Below are 16,846 nucleotides of genomic sequence, written 5' to 3' on the forward strand. Positions count from 1 at the left end.
AGCCTCAGACTTTCCAAATATCCTTCGCATATTCCGCGATGGTGCGGTCGGACGAAAACCAGCCGACATTGGCGATGTTGTGTATTGCGCTCTTGCGCCAGCCCTGCTGGTCGCGCCAGCGCCGCTCGACGTCGCGCTGGGCGGCGGCGTAGCTTTCGAAATCGGCGGCGAGCATGAACCAGTCGCTGTTGTACAGCCCGTCCATCAGCCCGGTGTAGCGATGCGGGTCATCAGGCGAGAACACACCCGACGAAATCGCCTCGACCGCTTGGTGCAGCTCGCGGTTGCCTTCGATCAGCGCGCGCGGGTTGTAACCGTCCGCGCGCTGCGCGGCGACTTCCTCCGCAGTCAGGCCGAAGATCACGATATGCTCGTCTCCGACACGGTCCTTGATTTCGATATTCGCCCCGTCGAGCGTGCCGATGGTCAGCGCACCGTTCAGCGCGAACTTCATGTTGCCGGTGCCCGAGGCTTCCATCCCGGCGGTCGAAATCTGTTCGGACAGGTCGGCGGCCGGAATGATCCGCTCGGCCAGGCTGACGTTATAATTGGGAACGAACACTACCTTCAGCACACCGCCAACCGTTGGGTCGGCGTTGATCCGGCGGGCGATGTCATTGGCCAGTTTGATAATCAGCTTGGCGTTGTGATAGCTCGACGCCGCCTTGCCGCCGAAAATCTTCACCCGCGGCACCCAATCGCGCTCGGGATGGCTGCGGATCTGGTCGTAGAGCGCGACGGTCTCGACGAGATTGAGCAACTGCCGCTTGTATTCGTGAATACGTTTGACCTGCACGTCAAACAGGGCGTCGGGGTCTAGGCGGATACCGGTGAGCTCTTTGAGATGCGCGGCAAGGGCCACCTTGTTGGCGCGTTTGACCTCGGCAATGCGTTCACCCAGCACCGCGTCGCCCGCCAGCGCGTTGAGCGCGACAAGCTGCTCGGCATCATCCAGAAACGCATCGCCAATCGCATCGCGCAGCGTTGCCGTCAGTCCGGGGTTGCACTGTTGCAGCCAGCGGCGCGGCGTAACCCCGTTCGTCTTGTTATTGATCTTGCCAGGGTAGAGCTTGTGCAGGCTGGAAAACACCGTGCTTTTCATGAGGTCGGTATGCAGTGCGGCAACCCCATTGACGCTATGCGCGCCAGCAAATGCAAGGTTGGCCATCCGCACGCGGCGTTCACCACCTTCGTCGATCAGCGAGATCGCGGAAACGTCGCCATCATCCATGCCGTTCTTGCGCGCTTCACGCAGCACGCGCGAATTGATCGCGTAGATGATCTGCATATGGCGCGGCAGCAGCCGCTCGAACAGCGGCAGTGGCCAGGATTCGAGCGCCTCGGGAAGCAGGGTATGGTTGGTGTAGCCGACGGTCCGCTGGGTGATGTCCCACGCTTCATCATAGCCGAGCGAATGAACATCGATCAGCAGGCGCATGATTTCGGCAACGGCAACAGCGGGGTGCGTATCGTTGAGCTGGATCGCCGCTTTATCCGGCAAAGTGCGGACGTCGCCGTGATGCTGCAAATGACGGCGGAAAATATCCTGTATCGAAGCCGAGGTGAAGAAATACTCCTGCCGCAGCCGCAATTCCTGCCCGGCCGGACTGGAATCCGCCGGATAAAGCACCCGCACCAGACTGTCCGCCCGCATCTGGTCAGCGAGCGCGCCGAGATGATCGCCCGCGTTGAAAGCATCGAGACGGATCGGATCGAGCGCGCTGGCACTCCACAAGCGCAGCGTGTTGACCCGCTTGCCGCGCCAACCGACGACCGGGGTATCAAACGCCGTGGCTTCAACCTGCTCGGCGGGCCGCCATGCCACAGCGTCGCCATCGGCGACAACCTCGCCGCCATAGCCGATCCTGTAGGAACTCTCGCGCCGTTCAAATTCCCACGGGTTGCCATGGGCCAGCCAGGTTTCCGGCAGTTCGACCTGCCAGCCATCGTCCACACGCTGGCGGAACATACCGTTCACATAACGGATGCCGTAGCCGTAAGCGGGGATATCGAGGCTGGCGAGGCTTTCCATAAAGCAGGCAGCAAGACGGCCAAGCCCGCCATTGCCCAAAGCGGCATCAGGCTCCAGCTCTTCCAGCGCGGAGAGATCGAGCCCGTGCGCGCGAAGGGCCTGTTCCATCTCGCGCACCAGCCCGAGATTGCTCATCGCATCGCGAAGCAAGCGACCTATCAGAAATTCAAGGCTGAGGTAATAGACCCGCTTGCCATCTGCCTCGTAAGTCTTGCGGGTCGATTCCATCCAGCGATCGATCACGTCGTCGCGGAGCGCCAGTACGGCGGCAGTAAACCAGTCATGCGGCTTGGCAGCGCGTTCGTCTTTCCCGACCCGGTGCCTCAGAACGTCAAGAATGCGCGCTTCGAGCAGTTCGGCCTCGGGATTGGGACTGATTTGCACGAACCACTAACTCCTGCACACGATTGGCACTGCGAACCGAAGTCGGCTCGGCTGATTTCAGGCTTGAATTGGATTACCCCGGCCCTGCTCCAGACTAGTCTGTGTCCCGTACGGATAGCAACCGCAGATTTGTCCGTGCCTTCGTATGCATACCCGCATTTGGCGCACCAGACGGTTGCCAAACCGCAGGCTTGGCCGGATGTTGGCGGCGCTATGGTCAAGGCGACGAATCCCGAATTGTACGAATTGGCAGAGGTCGCGGGTCTCGCGCGCCATTGGCGCGATGTCGATGGCCGCGATCAGCAGGTAAGCGATGACGCCCTGGCGGCCATTCTGGGATCGCTGGGCCATGAAACCGGGAGCCAGCGCCAGATCAGGTCGAGCCTTGCGAGCCTTGGCGAGCGCCAAAGCGGCCTTCCGCCAATGGTAGTCACAGAGGCGGGCTTTCCCACCCCCTTGCAAACGCGCGCAACCAGCGCCGAGCTGATGGACGAAGACGGCGCTTGCGAAGCGATACCCATTACGGACGGCCAGCTCGCCCCGATCCTTAAGCCCGGCTATTACGACATGGCGATTGATCGCCAGCGCGTACGTCTGGCAGTCGCCCCGCGCCATTGCCCGCTACCCAGCGGCCATGGGCGGCGCTTATGGGGAACCTCGATCCAGATCCCGGCTTTGCGCGGAGAGCGAGCGCAGGCTTTCGGCAGCTTCGGCGAACTGGCGGGGGCCGCCCGAACGCTTGGCCGGCATGGCTGCGGTGCCGTGGCGATCAATCCGGTGCACGCCCTGTTTCCGGGCGTGGGCGAGGATTTCAGCCCCTATTCGCCTTCGAGCCGGACGTTCCTCAACACGGCGATGGGCGATCCGGCGCTTCTGGGTCTGCTGCCCCTCGCCAACACCCCGCAAACCGAAGGCCTGATCGACTGGGCCAAGGCCATGCCAGAGCGGCTCGCCGCGCTGCGCCAGAGCTTTGCCGATCTCGGCGCGGAACAGCGCGCCGTCATAGCAGCGGCGAGCGCGGACGAAGGCCCGGCCTTGCACCGGCACGCGCTGTTCGACGCGCTCTATTGCCACTTCCGTGCGCTTGGCTGTGCCGACTGGCGCGCATGGCCGTCCGCCTACAGGAACCCTGACAGCGAAGAGGTGCAACGCTTCGCGGCACAAAACAGCGAGGAAGTGGCATTCCACCTCTACACGCAGTGGCTGGCCCGCGAAGGACTGGACACAGCGCAGCGCCAAGCGACCGCCGCAGGTATGGCGATAGGTCTCGTCACCGATCTTGCGGTTGGCGTGCATTGCGGCGGCAGCGATTGCTGGTCGATGCCAGACGCCATGCTGCAAGGCCTCACGATAGGTGCGCCGCCCGATCCGCTGGGGCCGCTCGGGCAGAACTGGTCGATCACGGGATTTTCGCCCGACGGCCTGCGCAGCAGCGGCTACGCCCCCTGGATCGCTATGCTGCGATCGGCGCTGCGCAGCGCGGGCGGCCTGCGGATCGACCATGCATTTGGTCTGGCACGCCTGTGGGTCATTCCCGCTGGCGGGAGCTCCTCGCAGGGGGCCTATCTGACCTATCCCTTCCATGATCTCTTGCGTCTGGTGACGCTTGAGGCGCACCGCGCTTCGGCGCTGATCATCGCCGAGGATCTGGGCACCAGCCCGCATGGGTTCACCGAGGCGGTTTCCGAGCGCAATATGCTGGGAATGCGGGTCTTGTGGTTCGAGCGTGCCGCCGATAACGGCTTCATCGGCGCACACGATTATCCTGCCAATAGCGTGGCGATGACCGGAACGCACGATACGCCGACGGTCGCCGGCTGGTGGCGCGGCCGCGATCTGGACTGGGCGGACAAGCTCGGTCGTCTGCCCGACGATGTAGACCGTCAGAAGGCCGAAGACATTCGTGACTGGGACCGGGGACTGCTATGGTCGACGATTGCCGAGGGGCCGCGGCCAGCCTCCGATGATCCCGAACCTGTTGTTATTGCTGCACTCGATCATGTCGCCAAAACGCCTGCCTTGCTCGCCATCGCCCCGCTTGAGGACTTGCTGGCAGAGGCCGAACAGCCCAATCTGCCGGGCACGACGAGCGAACATCCAAATTGGCGCCGCAGACTGCCCGCGCCGCTGGATGAACTCCTGCAGGAACCGCAAGTAACGGCAAGGGTGGCGGCAATATCCAGCCGCAGCTGATACAGACATCGCAGAGGTTGGCCGTTTCTAGCGCGGCCCAACTCCCGTCTTCGGCTTCAGCCTTTCCTGTCCATGCCGCGCCCGCCACCTGCCGCAATCTTCCGGACCTTCGAGCAACACGATTGGCAGCACGCCCGCAAATGCGCTAGCCTCGCGCGCGATGTTCGACGCCACCGCCAGCCAAGACCCGCTCGCCAGTTCGATCGGCTGGATCACCGGCACGCTGCTCGGTGATCTGGCGGTGACGCTGTGCGTGCTGGCCGTGGCATTTGTCGGCTTTTCGATGCTGACCGGACGTATTTCGCTGCGGCGCGGCGGGCAAGTCATTCTCGGCTGTTTCCTGCTGCTGGGCGCGCCAGTGATCGCGGCGAGCCTGCTCGGCCTCGCCGATGGCAATAGCGCGCGCGCAGATGCGCGGCCTGCCGTCGTCTACGAGGCGCAGCCGCGCGAACCCCTGCAACCGGCAGACGATGCGACCATTCGGCCAGCGCCGTAACGCCCGCCCACCGCTCCAATGCGGCACACTGCCCTCAGCGAAGGCTCGACTCACGCCGCAAGCCTTGCAATAACCCGGACTCGGTATTTTTGCGGATACGCCGTGAACAGCGGCCTTCGCGGAAAAAGGGGGATGAGATGGCAGACAGCTTGCGCAGCGATACGCTGTTCGTGGCGCTGACGCGTCCGCAAATGTTTGCGGGCGTCACCTTCTCCTTCTTCGTCATCAACGCAATCATCTGCGTCGAGCTGTTCCTCGTTTTCCGCAGCTTCTGGATCATTCTGCTGGCACTCGCCATCCACGGTGCGGGCGTGGTGCTTTCGCTGCGGGAGCCGCGCATTGTCGAACTGTGGCTCACGCGGATGCGGCATTGTCCGCGCGTCAAGAACCATGCCCATTGGGGCTGCAATTCCTACCGCGCATGAGCAAAAGGCGCGATCTGGCACGGCGGGAAGCGCCTGCGGGGATGCATCTCCCCTATGCCCGCCATCTCGACGCGGCGACGCTGGAAACGCGCGACGGGCTGCTGATGCAGACGATCCGCATTGCCGGTTTCCATTTCGAGACCGCCGATAGCGAAGAGCTGAATTACCGCACCGAACTGCGCGATGCCATGCTGCGCGCGCTCGGCAATTCGCGCTTCGCCGTCTATCACCACGTCGTGCGCCGCCGCGCCGATGTGGATCTGGAAGGCGAGTATCAGGACAGCTTCAGCCAAGGGCTCGATGCGCGCTGGCGGCAACGGCTCGGCGCGAAGAACCTCTATGTGAACGACCTGTTCCTCACCATCGTGCGGCGTCCCTTGCAAGGCCGCGTCGGCTGGGCCGAGCGGATCGGCAACTGGTTCACCAAGAAGAGCAGCCGCAATGCCGCGATGATCGCGGGCGAGAAGGCGGCGCTCGACAATGCGCGCGAGGCGGTGTTCTCTGCCCTGCGGCAATATGATCCGCATTTGCTCACGCGCTATGACACGGCGGATGGCGAGCGGTCGGAGCCGCTCGAATTCCTCTCCTATCTCTACAATGCCGATATGCGTCCCGTCGCGGTGCCGCATGGCGATGTAGGCCAACATATCCCCGCGCGCCGCATCAGCTTTGGCACGCACACGGTGGAACTCGGCCCGGCGGGCGCGCTGGGCCGCCGCTTTATGGCTCTGGTGTCGATCAAGGATTATCCGGGGCGCACCATGCCCGGTATGTTCGACGAACTGTATCGCCTGCCCTTCGAACTCGATGTGACGCAGAGCTTCGCCTTCGTCGAACGCGCCGCCGCGCTCGACCGGATGAATCTGGCGATCCGGCGGATGCGCTCTGCCGAAGATGAGGCGCTGTCGCTGCGGGACGAGCTGGTCGACGCCAAGGACGAAGTCGCCGCAGGCCGCGCCGGTTTTGGCGAGCATCACACCACCATCACCATCCACGCGGACGATCTGGGGCTGCTCGACGGACAAGTCGCCGAAGTGATCGCGCTGCTCGCCGATCTGGGCATTACCGCCGTGCGCGAGGATCTTGCGCTGGAGCCGACCTTCTGGGCGCGTTTCCCCGCAAACTTCAAATATATCGCGCGGCGCGGCCTCGTCTCGACGACCAATTTTGCAGGGCTTGCAAGCCTGCACAATTTCGCCACCGGGCGCGCGCATGGCAACCATTGGGGCGATGCCGTCACCCTGTTCGAGACGACGGCGGCTGGCCCCTACTATTTCAATTTCCACCAGCGCGATCTGGGCAATTTCACCGTCATCGGCCCCTCGGGCAGCGGCAAAACGGTGGTGATGAACTTCTTGCTCGCGCAGGCGCGGCGGTTCGATCCGCGCATCATCTTCTTCGACAAGGATCGCGGGGCGGAGCTGTTTATCCGCGCGATTGGCGGGCAGTATGACCGCCTCTCCTCCGATCGTGCCTCGGGCCTCAACCCGCTGCAAATGGACGATACGCCTGCGAACCGGCAATTCCTGATCGAGTGGCTTGGCCTGCTGGCAAACGGAGTGGACGAGGAAGAGCTGGACGCCATCCGCGATGCGGTCGACACCAATTTCGCGCAGCCGATGGAACGGCGGCGGTTGCGGTTTCTGGTCGAACTGTTCCGCGGCGGCGCGCGGCCCCACCCCCGCGACCTTCATGCCCGCCTGCGCCCTTGGCATGGCGATGGCGAACGCGCATGGCTGTTCGACAATCCGCTCGACCAGACCGACTTGTCCGCCAAGGCGGTCGGCTTCGACATGACGAGCATCCTCGACGATCCCGCCGCGCGCACGCCGGCGCTGATGTATTTCTTCCACCGCGTGGAAGAACGGCTCGACGGGACGCCCGCCATCATCGTGGTCGATGAAGGGTGGAAGGCGCTGGACGATGATGTCTTCGTGCGGCGGATCAAGGATTGGGAAAAAACCATCCGCAAAAGGAACGGCATTGTCGGCTTTGCCACGCAGAGCGCGCAGGATGCGCTCGAAAGCCGGATCGCCAGCGCGATTATCGAGCAGGCGGCGACGCAGATTTTCATGATCAATCCGAAAGCGCGCGCGGAAGATTACATGAACGGCTTCGGCCTCACCCGCCACGAGTTCGATCTGGTGCGCAGCCTGCCCGACAATTCGCATTGTTTCCTCATCAAGCACGGCAATGACAGCGTAGTCGCGCGGCTCGACCTGTCGGGCGAGCGTGATCTCCTCACCATCCTTTCAGGCCGCGAAAGCACGGTGCGCCTGTTTGACGAGCTGGTGGCCGAAACCGGCCCCGATCCCAAGGCGTGGATGCGCAAATTGCTGGAGCGTGCGGCGTAATGGCCTGCCCGCAGATCCTGACCGGCGGCGAATTCGTCACCCGCGTAGTGACGCATATCGATTGCCAGGCGCGCTATCTTGGCAGCTATGGCTACGGCGCGCTCAGCGATCCCGGCTCCTTCGCCGCGACCGCCATGGCGGGATTGCTGACCTTGTTTGTCGCCATCTGGGGTTTCCGCATCGCTTTTGGTTATGTGCCGCAAGGGCGCGATATAATGGGCGATGTTTTGAAGGTAGGCATCGTGCTTACCCTCGCCTTCAGCTGGCCCGCATTCCGCACGGTGGTGCATGATCTGGTGCTGGACGGCCCCGCGCAAATCGCCACCGCACTCGCCAATCCGGGTGCGACCAGCGCAGGCGGAAATTTCGTCGCGCGGCTGCAAGGCGTCGACAATGGCATACTCGCGCTGATTGACCTTGGCACCGGGCGCTGGTCGGAGCAATTGCTGGAGGGACAGGCGGGCAATGCCAGCTTTGCCGGAACCGCCTTGCAGGATGATGCAGCGCTCGGCTGGGCGCGGCTGATCTATCTGGCGGGGTTGATCGGCTCGCTCGGCCTATTGCGGCTGCTGGCGGGGCTGCTGCTGGCTTTGGCGCCGCTCGCCGCAGGGCTGCTCCTTTTCGAGGCGACGCGCGGAATTTTCGCCGGTTGGCTGAGGGGCCTCGTGCTGACTGTGCTCGGATCGGTCGGCGTGACAGCCATACTTGCGATCGAGTTGGCCGTACTAGAACCCTTCCTGCGCGATGCCCTGCTTGTCCGCTCGAGCAGCTACGCCGCGCCCAGTGCGCCGATTGAATTGTTCGCCATCGTTGCCGGTTTCACGCTGGTGCAATTGCTGAGCATCTGGCTGCTCGCCAAGGTCGCGTTTATGCGCGGCTGGCCCGAGGCATTGCGCCTGCCTGCTTGGCCCGATGCGTCGAGCCTTGGGAGCGCCGCTGCTCCCGCCATGCAGCGCGTTTCCATCGGGCCCGTGAACCGCGCAGAGCGGATCGCGCAGAATGTCGAGAACCGGATGCGCTTTGAAGACCGCCGGATGGTGAATTTACCAAGCAACTCGGCACCCGTTGGAGGTGGCGGCGGCAATGCAGGGGCACGCATATCGGGCTCCGGCACCACCATGTCCGCCAGTCGCAGCGAGGCCCGCACCCAGCCACCCGAACGGCTCGGCAATTCCTATCGTCGCAACAGCCATGCGCGGTCTCTGTCGAGCCGCAGGAGAGATCAATGAGCGCGCACGAACCCTTCGATGAGAGCTACGCCATCGCCGATAGCTGGGGCGAAAGCGTGACCGAGCAGCTGGAAAAATCGCGCCGCAACGCGTGGATTGTCGCCTGCGTTTCCGCTGCTGTGGCGATCCTGCTGGCCGTGGCTATCGTCATCATGCTGCCCCTGAAAGAGCGCGTTCCCTATACGCTGCTGGTCGACCGGCAGACCGGCCATGTCGAGGAACTCGCCCCGCTCGACCAGACGATGATCGCGCCCGACGCCGCGCTGACCCGCAGCTTTCTGGTGCAATATGTCACCGCGCGCGAAAGCTATGACTACGCCGATCTCAACGAGGATTACCGCAAGGTCGGCCTGTGGAGCACGGGCGAGGCGTGGCGGCTTTACGAGAACATGATGGCCGCTGACACACCGGGAAGCCCGATCAACGCCTATGGCAGCACCAGCCGGGTGACTGTGGAGATACGCAGCGTCTCCTCGCTCGCGGCAGACCGGTCGCTGGTGCGCTTCTCCACCGTGCAGACCGATGCGGGCGGGCAGCCGCAGGCAGCGCAGCATTGGGCAGCGGTGATCGACTACACCTTCAGCCAAGCGGCGATGAGCGAGGCCGACCGCTATCTCAACCCGCTCGGCTTTCAGGTGACGCGCTATCGCCGCGATGCCGAGACCTTGCCCGAAGTGATGGAAGCGCAAGAGGCCGTGCAGTTGCAACGCTCTGCCGAAGCGGAGACGGCCGAGTGATCCGCGCGCTCGCCCTGCCTCTATTGCTGCTCACCGCATTTCCGGCGGGCGCGCAGACCGTGCCCGATGTGCAGCTCGACAATCCGCGCATCCAGCGCGTGCATTATGCCGAAGGTGCATCGGTGTTGCTCACAATCATGCCGGGGTCGGGCACCACGATCATGCTGGAACCGGGCGAAGAGATCACCAGAGTCACGCTGGGCAGCGAATTCGACTATTCGGTGCGGGTTTCGCCCGAAGGCAACAGCCTGCTGGTGCTCGCCGATCATCAGGCGGAGGAAAGCACAATGCTGGTCGAGACTGACCGGCGGCGATACCCGTTTGTCCTTCGCATCGGGCAGGGCCTGACCGCCGCCTATCTTGTGCGCTTTACCTATGGCGAATTGCCGTCTGCCGACGCTGTGGAGACGCTGCCCGAAACGCCGCGTGCTGCACAAAGCTGGTCATACCGAATGCGCGGCGATGATGAAGTGCGCCCGCTCAGCATCAGCGATGACGGCGAACGCACCTATATCGCCTACCACCCCGAACAGGCGCTTCCCGCCGTCTTCGCCATCGGCCAGACGGGGGAAGAGGAACTGGTGAACGGCCATATGCGCGGTGACCTTTTCGTGATCGACCGCGTCTATTCCGAGCTTGTCTTCAGGCTCGACAGGGAACGGCTGCGCGCGCAGCGCAACAGCAGCCCCGATCCGGCAGAGGAGCGCGGCGGATGAGCGAGCAGGCCATCAGCGAAACCGACGATATGCGTCCCGTCGTCGCCACTTCGGGTGCGGGCAATTGGGGGCTCTACGCCTTTATCGCCATCCTCGCGCTGGGCGGCTTCTGGCTGTTCAGCACCTTGAATGCCACCGGCAATGCGGAGAGCGACAATGCCCTCCCCGCTGGTGAAGCTGTCGACCGGATTGCTTCGCCTTCCCCGCTCCGCCTGCCCGAAGGCGCGCGGCGCTTGCCGGTCGACCTTGGCGCGGCATCGGATGCAGAAGCGGCACCCATATCGGCGCCACCGTCCGGCCCCGCCGTGCTGCTTCAGCCCGCCCCCTCGCCTTTGCCGCCGCCGCCACAAGCGCCGAGCTATGCTCCGCCCAATGCGCCGCCGCCCGTGCTTAGCGAACCGCTTGGACCTGCCGTCGTGTTCGACCGCGCGATGGAGCCCCCGCGCCGCAATGAGGAGGAGAACGTCACCACTGGCGGCGTCAACGCAACGCGGCTCGCCAACCCGTCCTACACCGTGCCGCAGGGCACGATCATTCCCGCCGTGCTTGAAACCGCCTTCGATTCCACCCGCCCCGGCCGCGTGCGCGCGCTGGTGCAGCGCGATGTGCATTCTTTCGACGGACGCCGCGTGCTGGTGCCGCGCGGCAGCCGGTTGTTCGGCGAATATGAGGCGGGGCTTGCGCCGGGCGAAAGCCGGGCAATGATTCAGTGGACACGGCTGATGCGGCCCGACGGCGTGAGCATTTCATTGGACAGCCCTGCATCCGACCCGCTGGGGCGCGGCGGGGTGGAAGGCGATGTCGACAGCCATTTCTGGGAACGCTTGGGCGGCGGCCTGCTCAACACGGTGCTGGGCCTAGGCGTGGGCGTAATCGCGGGTGAAGCATCGGGCGGCAGCACGATCCTTGCCCTGCCCGGCAGCACGCAAAACATTGCCGAAGGCGGCTCGCGCGGCCCCCGGCCCGTCTTGCAGATCGCCCACGGCACCAGCGTTTCGGTCTATGTCGCGCGCGATCTCGATTTCTCCAGCGTCGATCGCTGATGGATAGCGGATATTATCTCGACAGCTTCCTCGCCCCGCTCGCTCCGTGGCTGGGGCGCGAGGATGTGACCGATATCTGGATCAACCGCCCCGGCGAAGTGTGGTTCGAGCAGCTGGGCGGCGGAATTTCCTGCGAGCGTGTCGAGGCGCTGGACGAAGTCACGCTGGCCCGACTCGCGCGGCAGGTGGCGGCGCATTCCTCGCAAGGGATCAGCCGCGCGCAGCCGCTGCTCGCCGCCAGCCTTCCCGACGGCAGCCGCGTGCAGGTGGTCGCTCCGCCTGCGACGCGCGGCGGGCATATCGTGGCGATCCGCAAACACGTCGCGCCTGAATTGTCGCTGGGGGACTGGCAGGCAGAAGGCGCGTTCGACGCGCTGGCGCCGGGCGAAACGGCGCTGGAACCCAAGCTTAGCCACCGCACGCTGGGGCCGGACGAAGCGCCTGCGGCTTTGCAACAGGCGGTGCGCGAACGGCGCAACATCATGGTGGCGGGCGGCACCTCCACCGGCAAGACGACCTTCCTCAACGCCCTGCTGGCCGAAATTCCGCAAGAAGAGCGGCTCGTGCTAATCGAGGACACCGAGGAGCTCAATCTGAAGCACCCCAACGCGGTCGGCCTTATCGCGGCGCGCGGGCAGATGAGCGAGGCGCAGGTCAGCGTCGAAGACCTGCTGATCGCCGCGCTGCGATTGCGGCCCGACCGGATCATCCTCGGCGAATTGCGCGGGCAGGAGGCGTTCACCTTTCTGCGCGCGGTCAATACCGGGCATCCTGGTTCGATGACCACGATCCACGCCGACACGCCCGCCCGCGCCATTGAGCAATTGACGTTGCTCGTGCTGCAAGCCGGCACCCGCCTCAGCCGCGATGATGTGCGGCATTATGTGCGCGAAAGCGTCGACGTCTTCGTCCAGCTTTCGCGCCATAACGGCAAGCGCAGCATCGCGCAGGTAATGGTGACCGAGCGGGTGTGAAACCGGGCTAGAAGCGCGAGAGGATATTCAGGAACGGCCCGTGGCTGGAATAGCTCTGGTCGGTCAAATCATCCGAGAAGTCGCTCCACGAATAACCGACGCCGACTTTCACATTGTCGCCGACATGGCGGTAGACCGCACCAAGCGCGCCGAGCCGCAGATCGTCCGCCTGCGTCACCCAAAGCGCACGCCCTTCGGCGAGCACGTCCCATTCGCGCAGCACATTATAGTCGAGGCGGATAACCGCGAGATGCGCGTCGGAGCTGACGAATTCGTCCGAATCGCGGCCCAGCGAGACGCTGCCATCGCGGTAGCCATAGCGGCCACCAATGGTCAGGCGGTCGGTCAGGTCGTAATTCACATCGACAGTGAAAATCGTGCTCGATTGCTTGGGCGTCTCGATCTGGCCGGAGCCGGTGATCTGGCCGACTGGGCCGAGATCCTCGAAATACTGCAAGCGGACAAGCGCGTTCAGCCGGTCATTAGCAACCGGGCGATAAGCAAAGCCGGCAATCGCTTCGGTGAACTCGGCAGCGCGGATCGACGTGCTGTCGGTATCGGCGCGGGCGATATTGAACTGGCTGACAAAGCGCCAGTCGGGGTTCACCGCATAGCTGAGATTGGAACGCAGCAGCCAAACGGTCTGGTCTTCGCCCGCAATCGTCGTGCTGAGTCCTTCCTCGTTGCGCACTTCGATGGCGGCACCCGCGCGCACATCCTCCGCGGTGTAGCCCAAAGCGACCGAGCCCGCCGTGCGGCGGAACACGCCTGTGTTCGGGTCTTCGATCCGGCCGTTTTCGAACGTGCCGTTGATGCTGACGTGCTCGCTCGGCTCGAATTGCAGGCCGAAACTACGCGAGAGGGTTGGCGTGTCGCCGCCCACGCTCACACGGTTTTCGCCGAAGACCGAGAGGCTATCCGAGAAGCGTTGCCGCCCGCCGACGACCAACGCGCCGCCGGGGCGTCCGGTGAAGAGATTTTGCGGCTCCAGCCCGGTATCAGTGCGGTCTGCCAGCAGCGTGTAGCCGACATAGGCCTCCGAACCTTCGCCAAGACGGTAATTCACACGCGCATCCGCGCCAAGCCCGCCGTCGCCGCCCGAGACCTCGCCCGACAGCGTGGTGCGGTCCGAAATCTCGGCTTCCAGCCCCACACCGGCGCGGTTGTTGCGCTGGCGGCTCGCATCGCGGTCGATCGTAATCTGCCCGAAAGCGCGACCGGTGAAATTGGCGCGCGTCGGCTGGAACGCCAGCTCCAGCGCGGCATCGGTACGGCTGCCATCCTGCACCGCGTTGAACAGGGTGTTGGGCGAAAGCTCGTCAAAGCGCACGCCAGCACTCGCGGTCAACTGACCAGCGGTGAGCGCGAAACGGTTCGACAGGTCGAGTTCTGCCGTGCGGTTGCTGCCGCGTCCCTCGGCAGAGAAGTCGTCATAGCTAGCCGCGATATTGCCGGTTTCGCCAAGCGGAATATCGGCAGCAACGCCCCAACGCTCGATAGCGCCCGGAGCAAGACGCCCAGCGGCGCTGAAGCCCGCCTCAAGGTTCTCGTAGAAGGCATTGATCGTGCCCAGATTGCCCTGTTGCCCTGCCAGTTCGGCGAAGTTCACCGCCGCTTCGGCGCGATAGGCGTTGGCGGTCACATTCGCGCCCGGATTGGCGATATCGAGGAAGCTCAACCCGCCATCGATGGAATTCGATTGGGCAAAGCCCGCGCCATCGCTCTGCGCGAATTCCGCCTTCAGATAGGTGCCAGCGGTCAGGCGCAGCAGCGCATCCACGCCGAACAGTGTCTGGTCGGCTTCTTCCACAGTGTCGATCTGGCCGGTTGCGCCAAGACGCACAACGTCGCCCAGCCACACCGTGCCGCGTCCGCCCAGCGTATAGCCGTCGAGCTCGCCGACCGTGGGCGTGTATTCGTAGCGCACGACCAGCACCGGCACATCGCCCGGCGCACTGCCTTCGCGCACCGTCCCGCCGCCATCGGCGAAAGAGCCGAGCGGGCGCAGCAGCGTGAGGCGGCCACTGAACGGGTCGAAATCATAGTCCTGGCGCGGATTGAGATTGCGCGTCTCCAGCACAATGCCCGTCTCGCGGTCGCGGATTTCGATACGCACACGCTCGCTGCCGACCGTCACATCCTGCCGCTGCAGGAAGTAGAGCGAGCCACCCGTGCCGCGGAATTCCTCGCGCGCCGGAACCGTACCCGGATCGGAGGCGAAGGCCAGCACCTGCGCGGTGCGTTCACCAAAGCTGGTGGTGCCCGCCGAATTGATATCGACCAGCGCGCCGAACAGCCCGCGATCCAGCTCGACCAGTTCGGAACCGCTCGCCTGCGCGGTGAAGTTGCCGATAATCGCCTGGCTCAGCCCGTTCTCGAGGCGGAAATAGAAGCGCCCCTGCGTCGGCGCATCCTCGACCAGCGTCGAATCATCGCCATAGGTTGGGTAATATTGCTCCGAATTGAGGCGGCGCAGCAGGGTGCGCGGGTCCTTGCGATCCAGATTGGTGACAAGGTCTTCTAGCAGCGCTTCGCCGGTGTCGAGCGAAGCGGTGAGTTCCCAATCACCGCCGACGGGGCCGTTGGCGTAGAAGGCCACGCGGCCAATGGCATAGTCGCCCTCGGCAAGGCTGGAGCCACTGACGCGCTCTGCAGGGCCGCTCGAAATCGAGGTGCCGACCGTGACCTCGCCCTGCCCGACAATCAGCCAGTCGTCGCCGTTCTGCTCCAGATCGCGCATGGCGACAAAGTTCAGTTCATCACCCTGCCCGATGGAGATCAGGATCCGTTCCATGTCACGCGGGACGATCTGCTCGCTGACGAAGCGGCCGGTCTCGTCCACCGGCACGATCTGCCCGCCAACGCGGACGATATCGGTATCGGGATCGGCGAGGCCGGTCACGGTCACCGTCGACACGCGGCGCTGCGGGATGGTGCGCGTGGCCGCTTCATCCTGCGTGCCGAACAATTCGCGCGCGGGTGCCTCGTCGGCAATCGGGCGCTCGTCGAGCACGGTCAGTTCCTGCGGCGCGGTTTCGTCGAACCGGCCTTCTGCATCATAGACACGGAAGGTGTAGAACATATCCTGCGGAGCTTCTGCCGCTACCGGCCAACGCACCACGCCATTGGCATCGGCAGAAAGTGTGGCGAAGGGCACAGCATCGGGATGGGCCCCGGCTTCGAACAGGCGGATTTCTCCGCGCTCGACCAGCGCCGGATAGTTGGCGTAAGTGACAAAGGTCGCCTCTTCGCCGCGCACCACGATGCGCAGGCTTTCGGCAAGGCCGGTTGCCAGCACCGGATCGGCGCGGCGGTCTTCTACGCGGATATCGATCGCGTGATCGTCTGGGTCAGCAGTAACGGCAGAGGCGCGATTGTCTTCGCCCGCCTCGGAGCGGGTAATCACCAAGCCGTCAACTTCGCCATCGACCGGATCGGTGACCGGATCGGCAGCGAGCGTGTGGCTGATGCCGCAGGAATCGGTCGCGACGATGCTCGGCAAGCAGCCGAAGGGCAGCAATTGCGCGGCGGCAAATTCGCCGCTTTTCGCATCATGGCTGAGCAATTGTCCGCAAAGATAGAGCCGCGTGGCATCGCCATGCACCACGCCGCTAACATCGGCGGAGAAGGCGGTGGTGAGCGGGATCATGCGCGCAGCGGCGCTGTCCACTAGGCCGAATTCCGGACGGCTGACCGCTTCGCGCGGCAGGTACTGCGCTGCTGGAATCACGGTAAGCGACTGCGGGGCCGTCTCGTCGAAATGCCCCTCGGCATCATAGACACGGTAGACCGCAACCATATGCTCTGCGGCGTATGTGCCCGGCATCCACTGCATTACGCCGTCAGCATTGGCGGGGACGACTTCGTGGGGGACCCCCGACAGATCGCTGCCCTTGGCAAACAGCCGCAACTCGGCGCGCTCGACAAAAGCCGGGTAGTTCGAATAACCAAGAAAGCGCGCGGGCGTGCCACGCTGCACCGTGTCCTGCGAACCGATCAGGCCGAGCGAGAGCACCGGCGCAATCGCGCGGGCCGCAGGCCTGACCGAGTAATCGGCAAGCGCAGGCGCCTTTTGCCGCTGCGCAGTATCCGGGGCGCGTTCGGCGGCTTCGACGAGTTGGTCAAATTCGACCGGTATCGGCAGCGCCCCCGCCTGCGCGGGAACCGCCGCGAGACACGCGAGGCCGGAGACACCAGCGAGCAGAATGCGCGACTTGGCCGAAGTGATTGCAGGAATGTGCGGGAAGAAAGTCTGGGTCATGG

At 64.3% G+C, this 16,846-nt stretch carries 11 protein-coding genes; 9 read left to right on the forward strand and 2 right to left on the reverse strand.

All coding sequences use genetic code 11. From position 1 onward, the window contains the following. Positions 1-4: 4 nt before the first annotated feature. Positions 5-2,416 carry a glycogen/starch/alpha-glucan phosphorylase gene (locus ACS0VV_RS11095; protein ID WP_483532765.1) on the reverse strand — a complete coding sequence of 804 codons (2,412 nt, stop codon included), beginning with the start codon at positions 2,414-2,416 and terminating at the stop codon, positions 5-7. Between the two features lie 213 nt (positions 2,417-2,629). On the opposite strand from ACS0VV_RS11095, the gene malQ reads away from it, so the two are divergent. The 9 genes from malQ (at position 2,630) to virB11 (ending at position 12,583) form a co-directional block, all read left to right on the forward strand. Continuing rightward, on the forward strand, positions 2,630-4,609 hold the full coding sequence (gene malQ, locus ACS0VV_RS11100; RefSeq protein ID WP_483532766.1) for a 4-alpha-glucanotransferase: 1,980 nt from the start codon (positions 2,630-2,632) through the stop codon (positions 4,607-4,609). Positions 4,610-4,730: 121 nt separating this feature from the next. Continuing rightward, positions 4,731-5,105 (forward strand): TrbC/VirB2 family protein, encoded by a 375-nt coding sequence (locus ACS0VV_RS11105; protein WP_483533534.1) that lies wholly within the window; start codon positions 4,731-4,733, stop codon positions 5,103-5,105. A gap of 137 nt (positions 5,106-5,242) precedes the next feature. Further along, complete coding sequence (locus tag ACS0VV_RS11110; protein WP_483532767.1) at positions 5,243-5,530, forward strand: VirB3 family type IV secretion system protein; 288 nt, start codon at positions 5,243-5,245, stop codon at positions 5,528-5,530. Next, positions 5,509-7,884: a VirB4 family type IV secretion/conjugal transfer ATPase gene (locus tag ACS0VV_RS11115; protein WP_483533535.1), complete on the forward strand. Its 2,376-nt coding sequence runs from the start codon at positions 5,509-5,511 to the stop codon at positions 7,882-7,884. The genes ACS0VV_RS11110 and ACS0VV_RS11115 overlap by 22 nt, the downstream gene beginning before the upstream one ends. Next, on the forward strand, positions 7,884-9,113 hold the full coding sequence (locus ACS0VV_RS11120) for a type IV secretion system protein (protein ID WP_483532768.1): 1,230 nt from the start codon (positions 7,884-7,886) through the stop codon (positions 9,111-9,113). Before ACS0VV_RS11115 ends, ACS0VV_RS11120 begins: the two co-directional genes overlap by 1 nt. Then, complete coding sequence (locus ACS0VV_RS11125; RefSeq protein WP_483532769.1) at positions 9,110-9,850, forward strand: VirB8 family type IV secretion system protein; 741 nt, start codon at positions 9,110-9,112, stop codon at positions 9,848-9,850. The genes ACS0VV_RS11120 and ACS0VV_RS11125 overlap by 4 nt, the downstream gene beginning before the upstream one ends. Further along, a complete protein-coding gene (locus ACS0VV_RS11130; RefSeq protein WP_483532770.1) occupies positions 9,847-10,566 on the forward strand; it encodes a TrbG/VirB9 family P-type conjugative transfer protein in 720 nt (239 codons plus the stop codon). The genes ACS0VV_RS11125 and ACS0VV_RS11130 overlap by 4 nt, the downstream gene beginning before the upstream one ends. Continuing rightward, entirely contained in the window at positions 10,563-11,609 is a 1,047-nt protein-coding gene (locus ACS0VV_RS11135) for a TrbI/VirB10 family protein (RefSeq protein ID WP_483532771.1), read from the forward strand. The genes ACS0VV_RS11130 and ACS0VV_RS11135 overlap by 4 nt, the downstream gene beginning before the upstream one ends. After that, positions 11,609-12,583 (forward strand): P-type DNA transfer ATPase VirB11, encoded by a 975-nt coding sequence (virB11, locus tag ACS0VV_RS11140; protein WP_483532772.1) that lies wholly within the window; start codon positions 11,609-11,611, stop codon positions 12,581-12,583. Before ACS0VV_RS11135 ends, virB11 begins: the two co-directional genes overlap by 1 nt. 7 nt (positions 12,584-12,590) lie before the next feature. On the opposite strand, the gene ACS0VV_RS11145 is transcribed toward virB11, so the two are convergent. Further along, the gene (locus ACS0VV_RS11145) at positions 12,591-16,844 is read right to left on the reverse strand and encodes a TonB-dependent receptor (RefSeq protein WP_483532773.1); all 4,254 of its coding nucleotides are present in this window, start codon (positions 16,842-16,844) and stop codon (positions 12,591-12,593) included. Positions 16,845-16,846 lie beyond the last annotated feature (2 nt).

It is taken from the genome of Aurantiacibacter sp. KMU-128 (assembly GCF_056933515.1).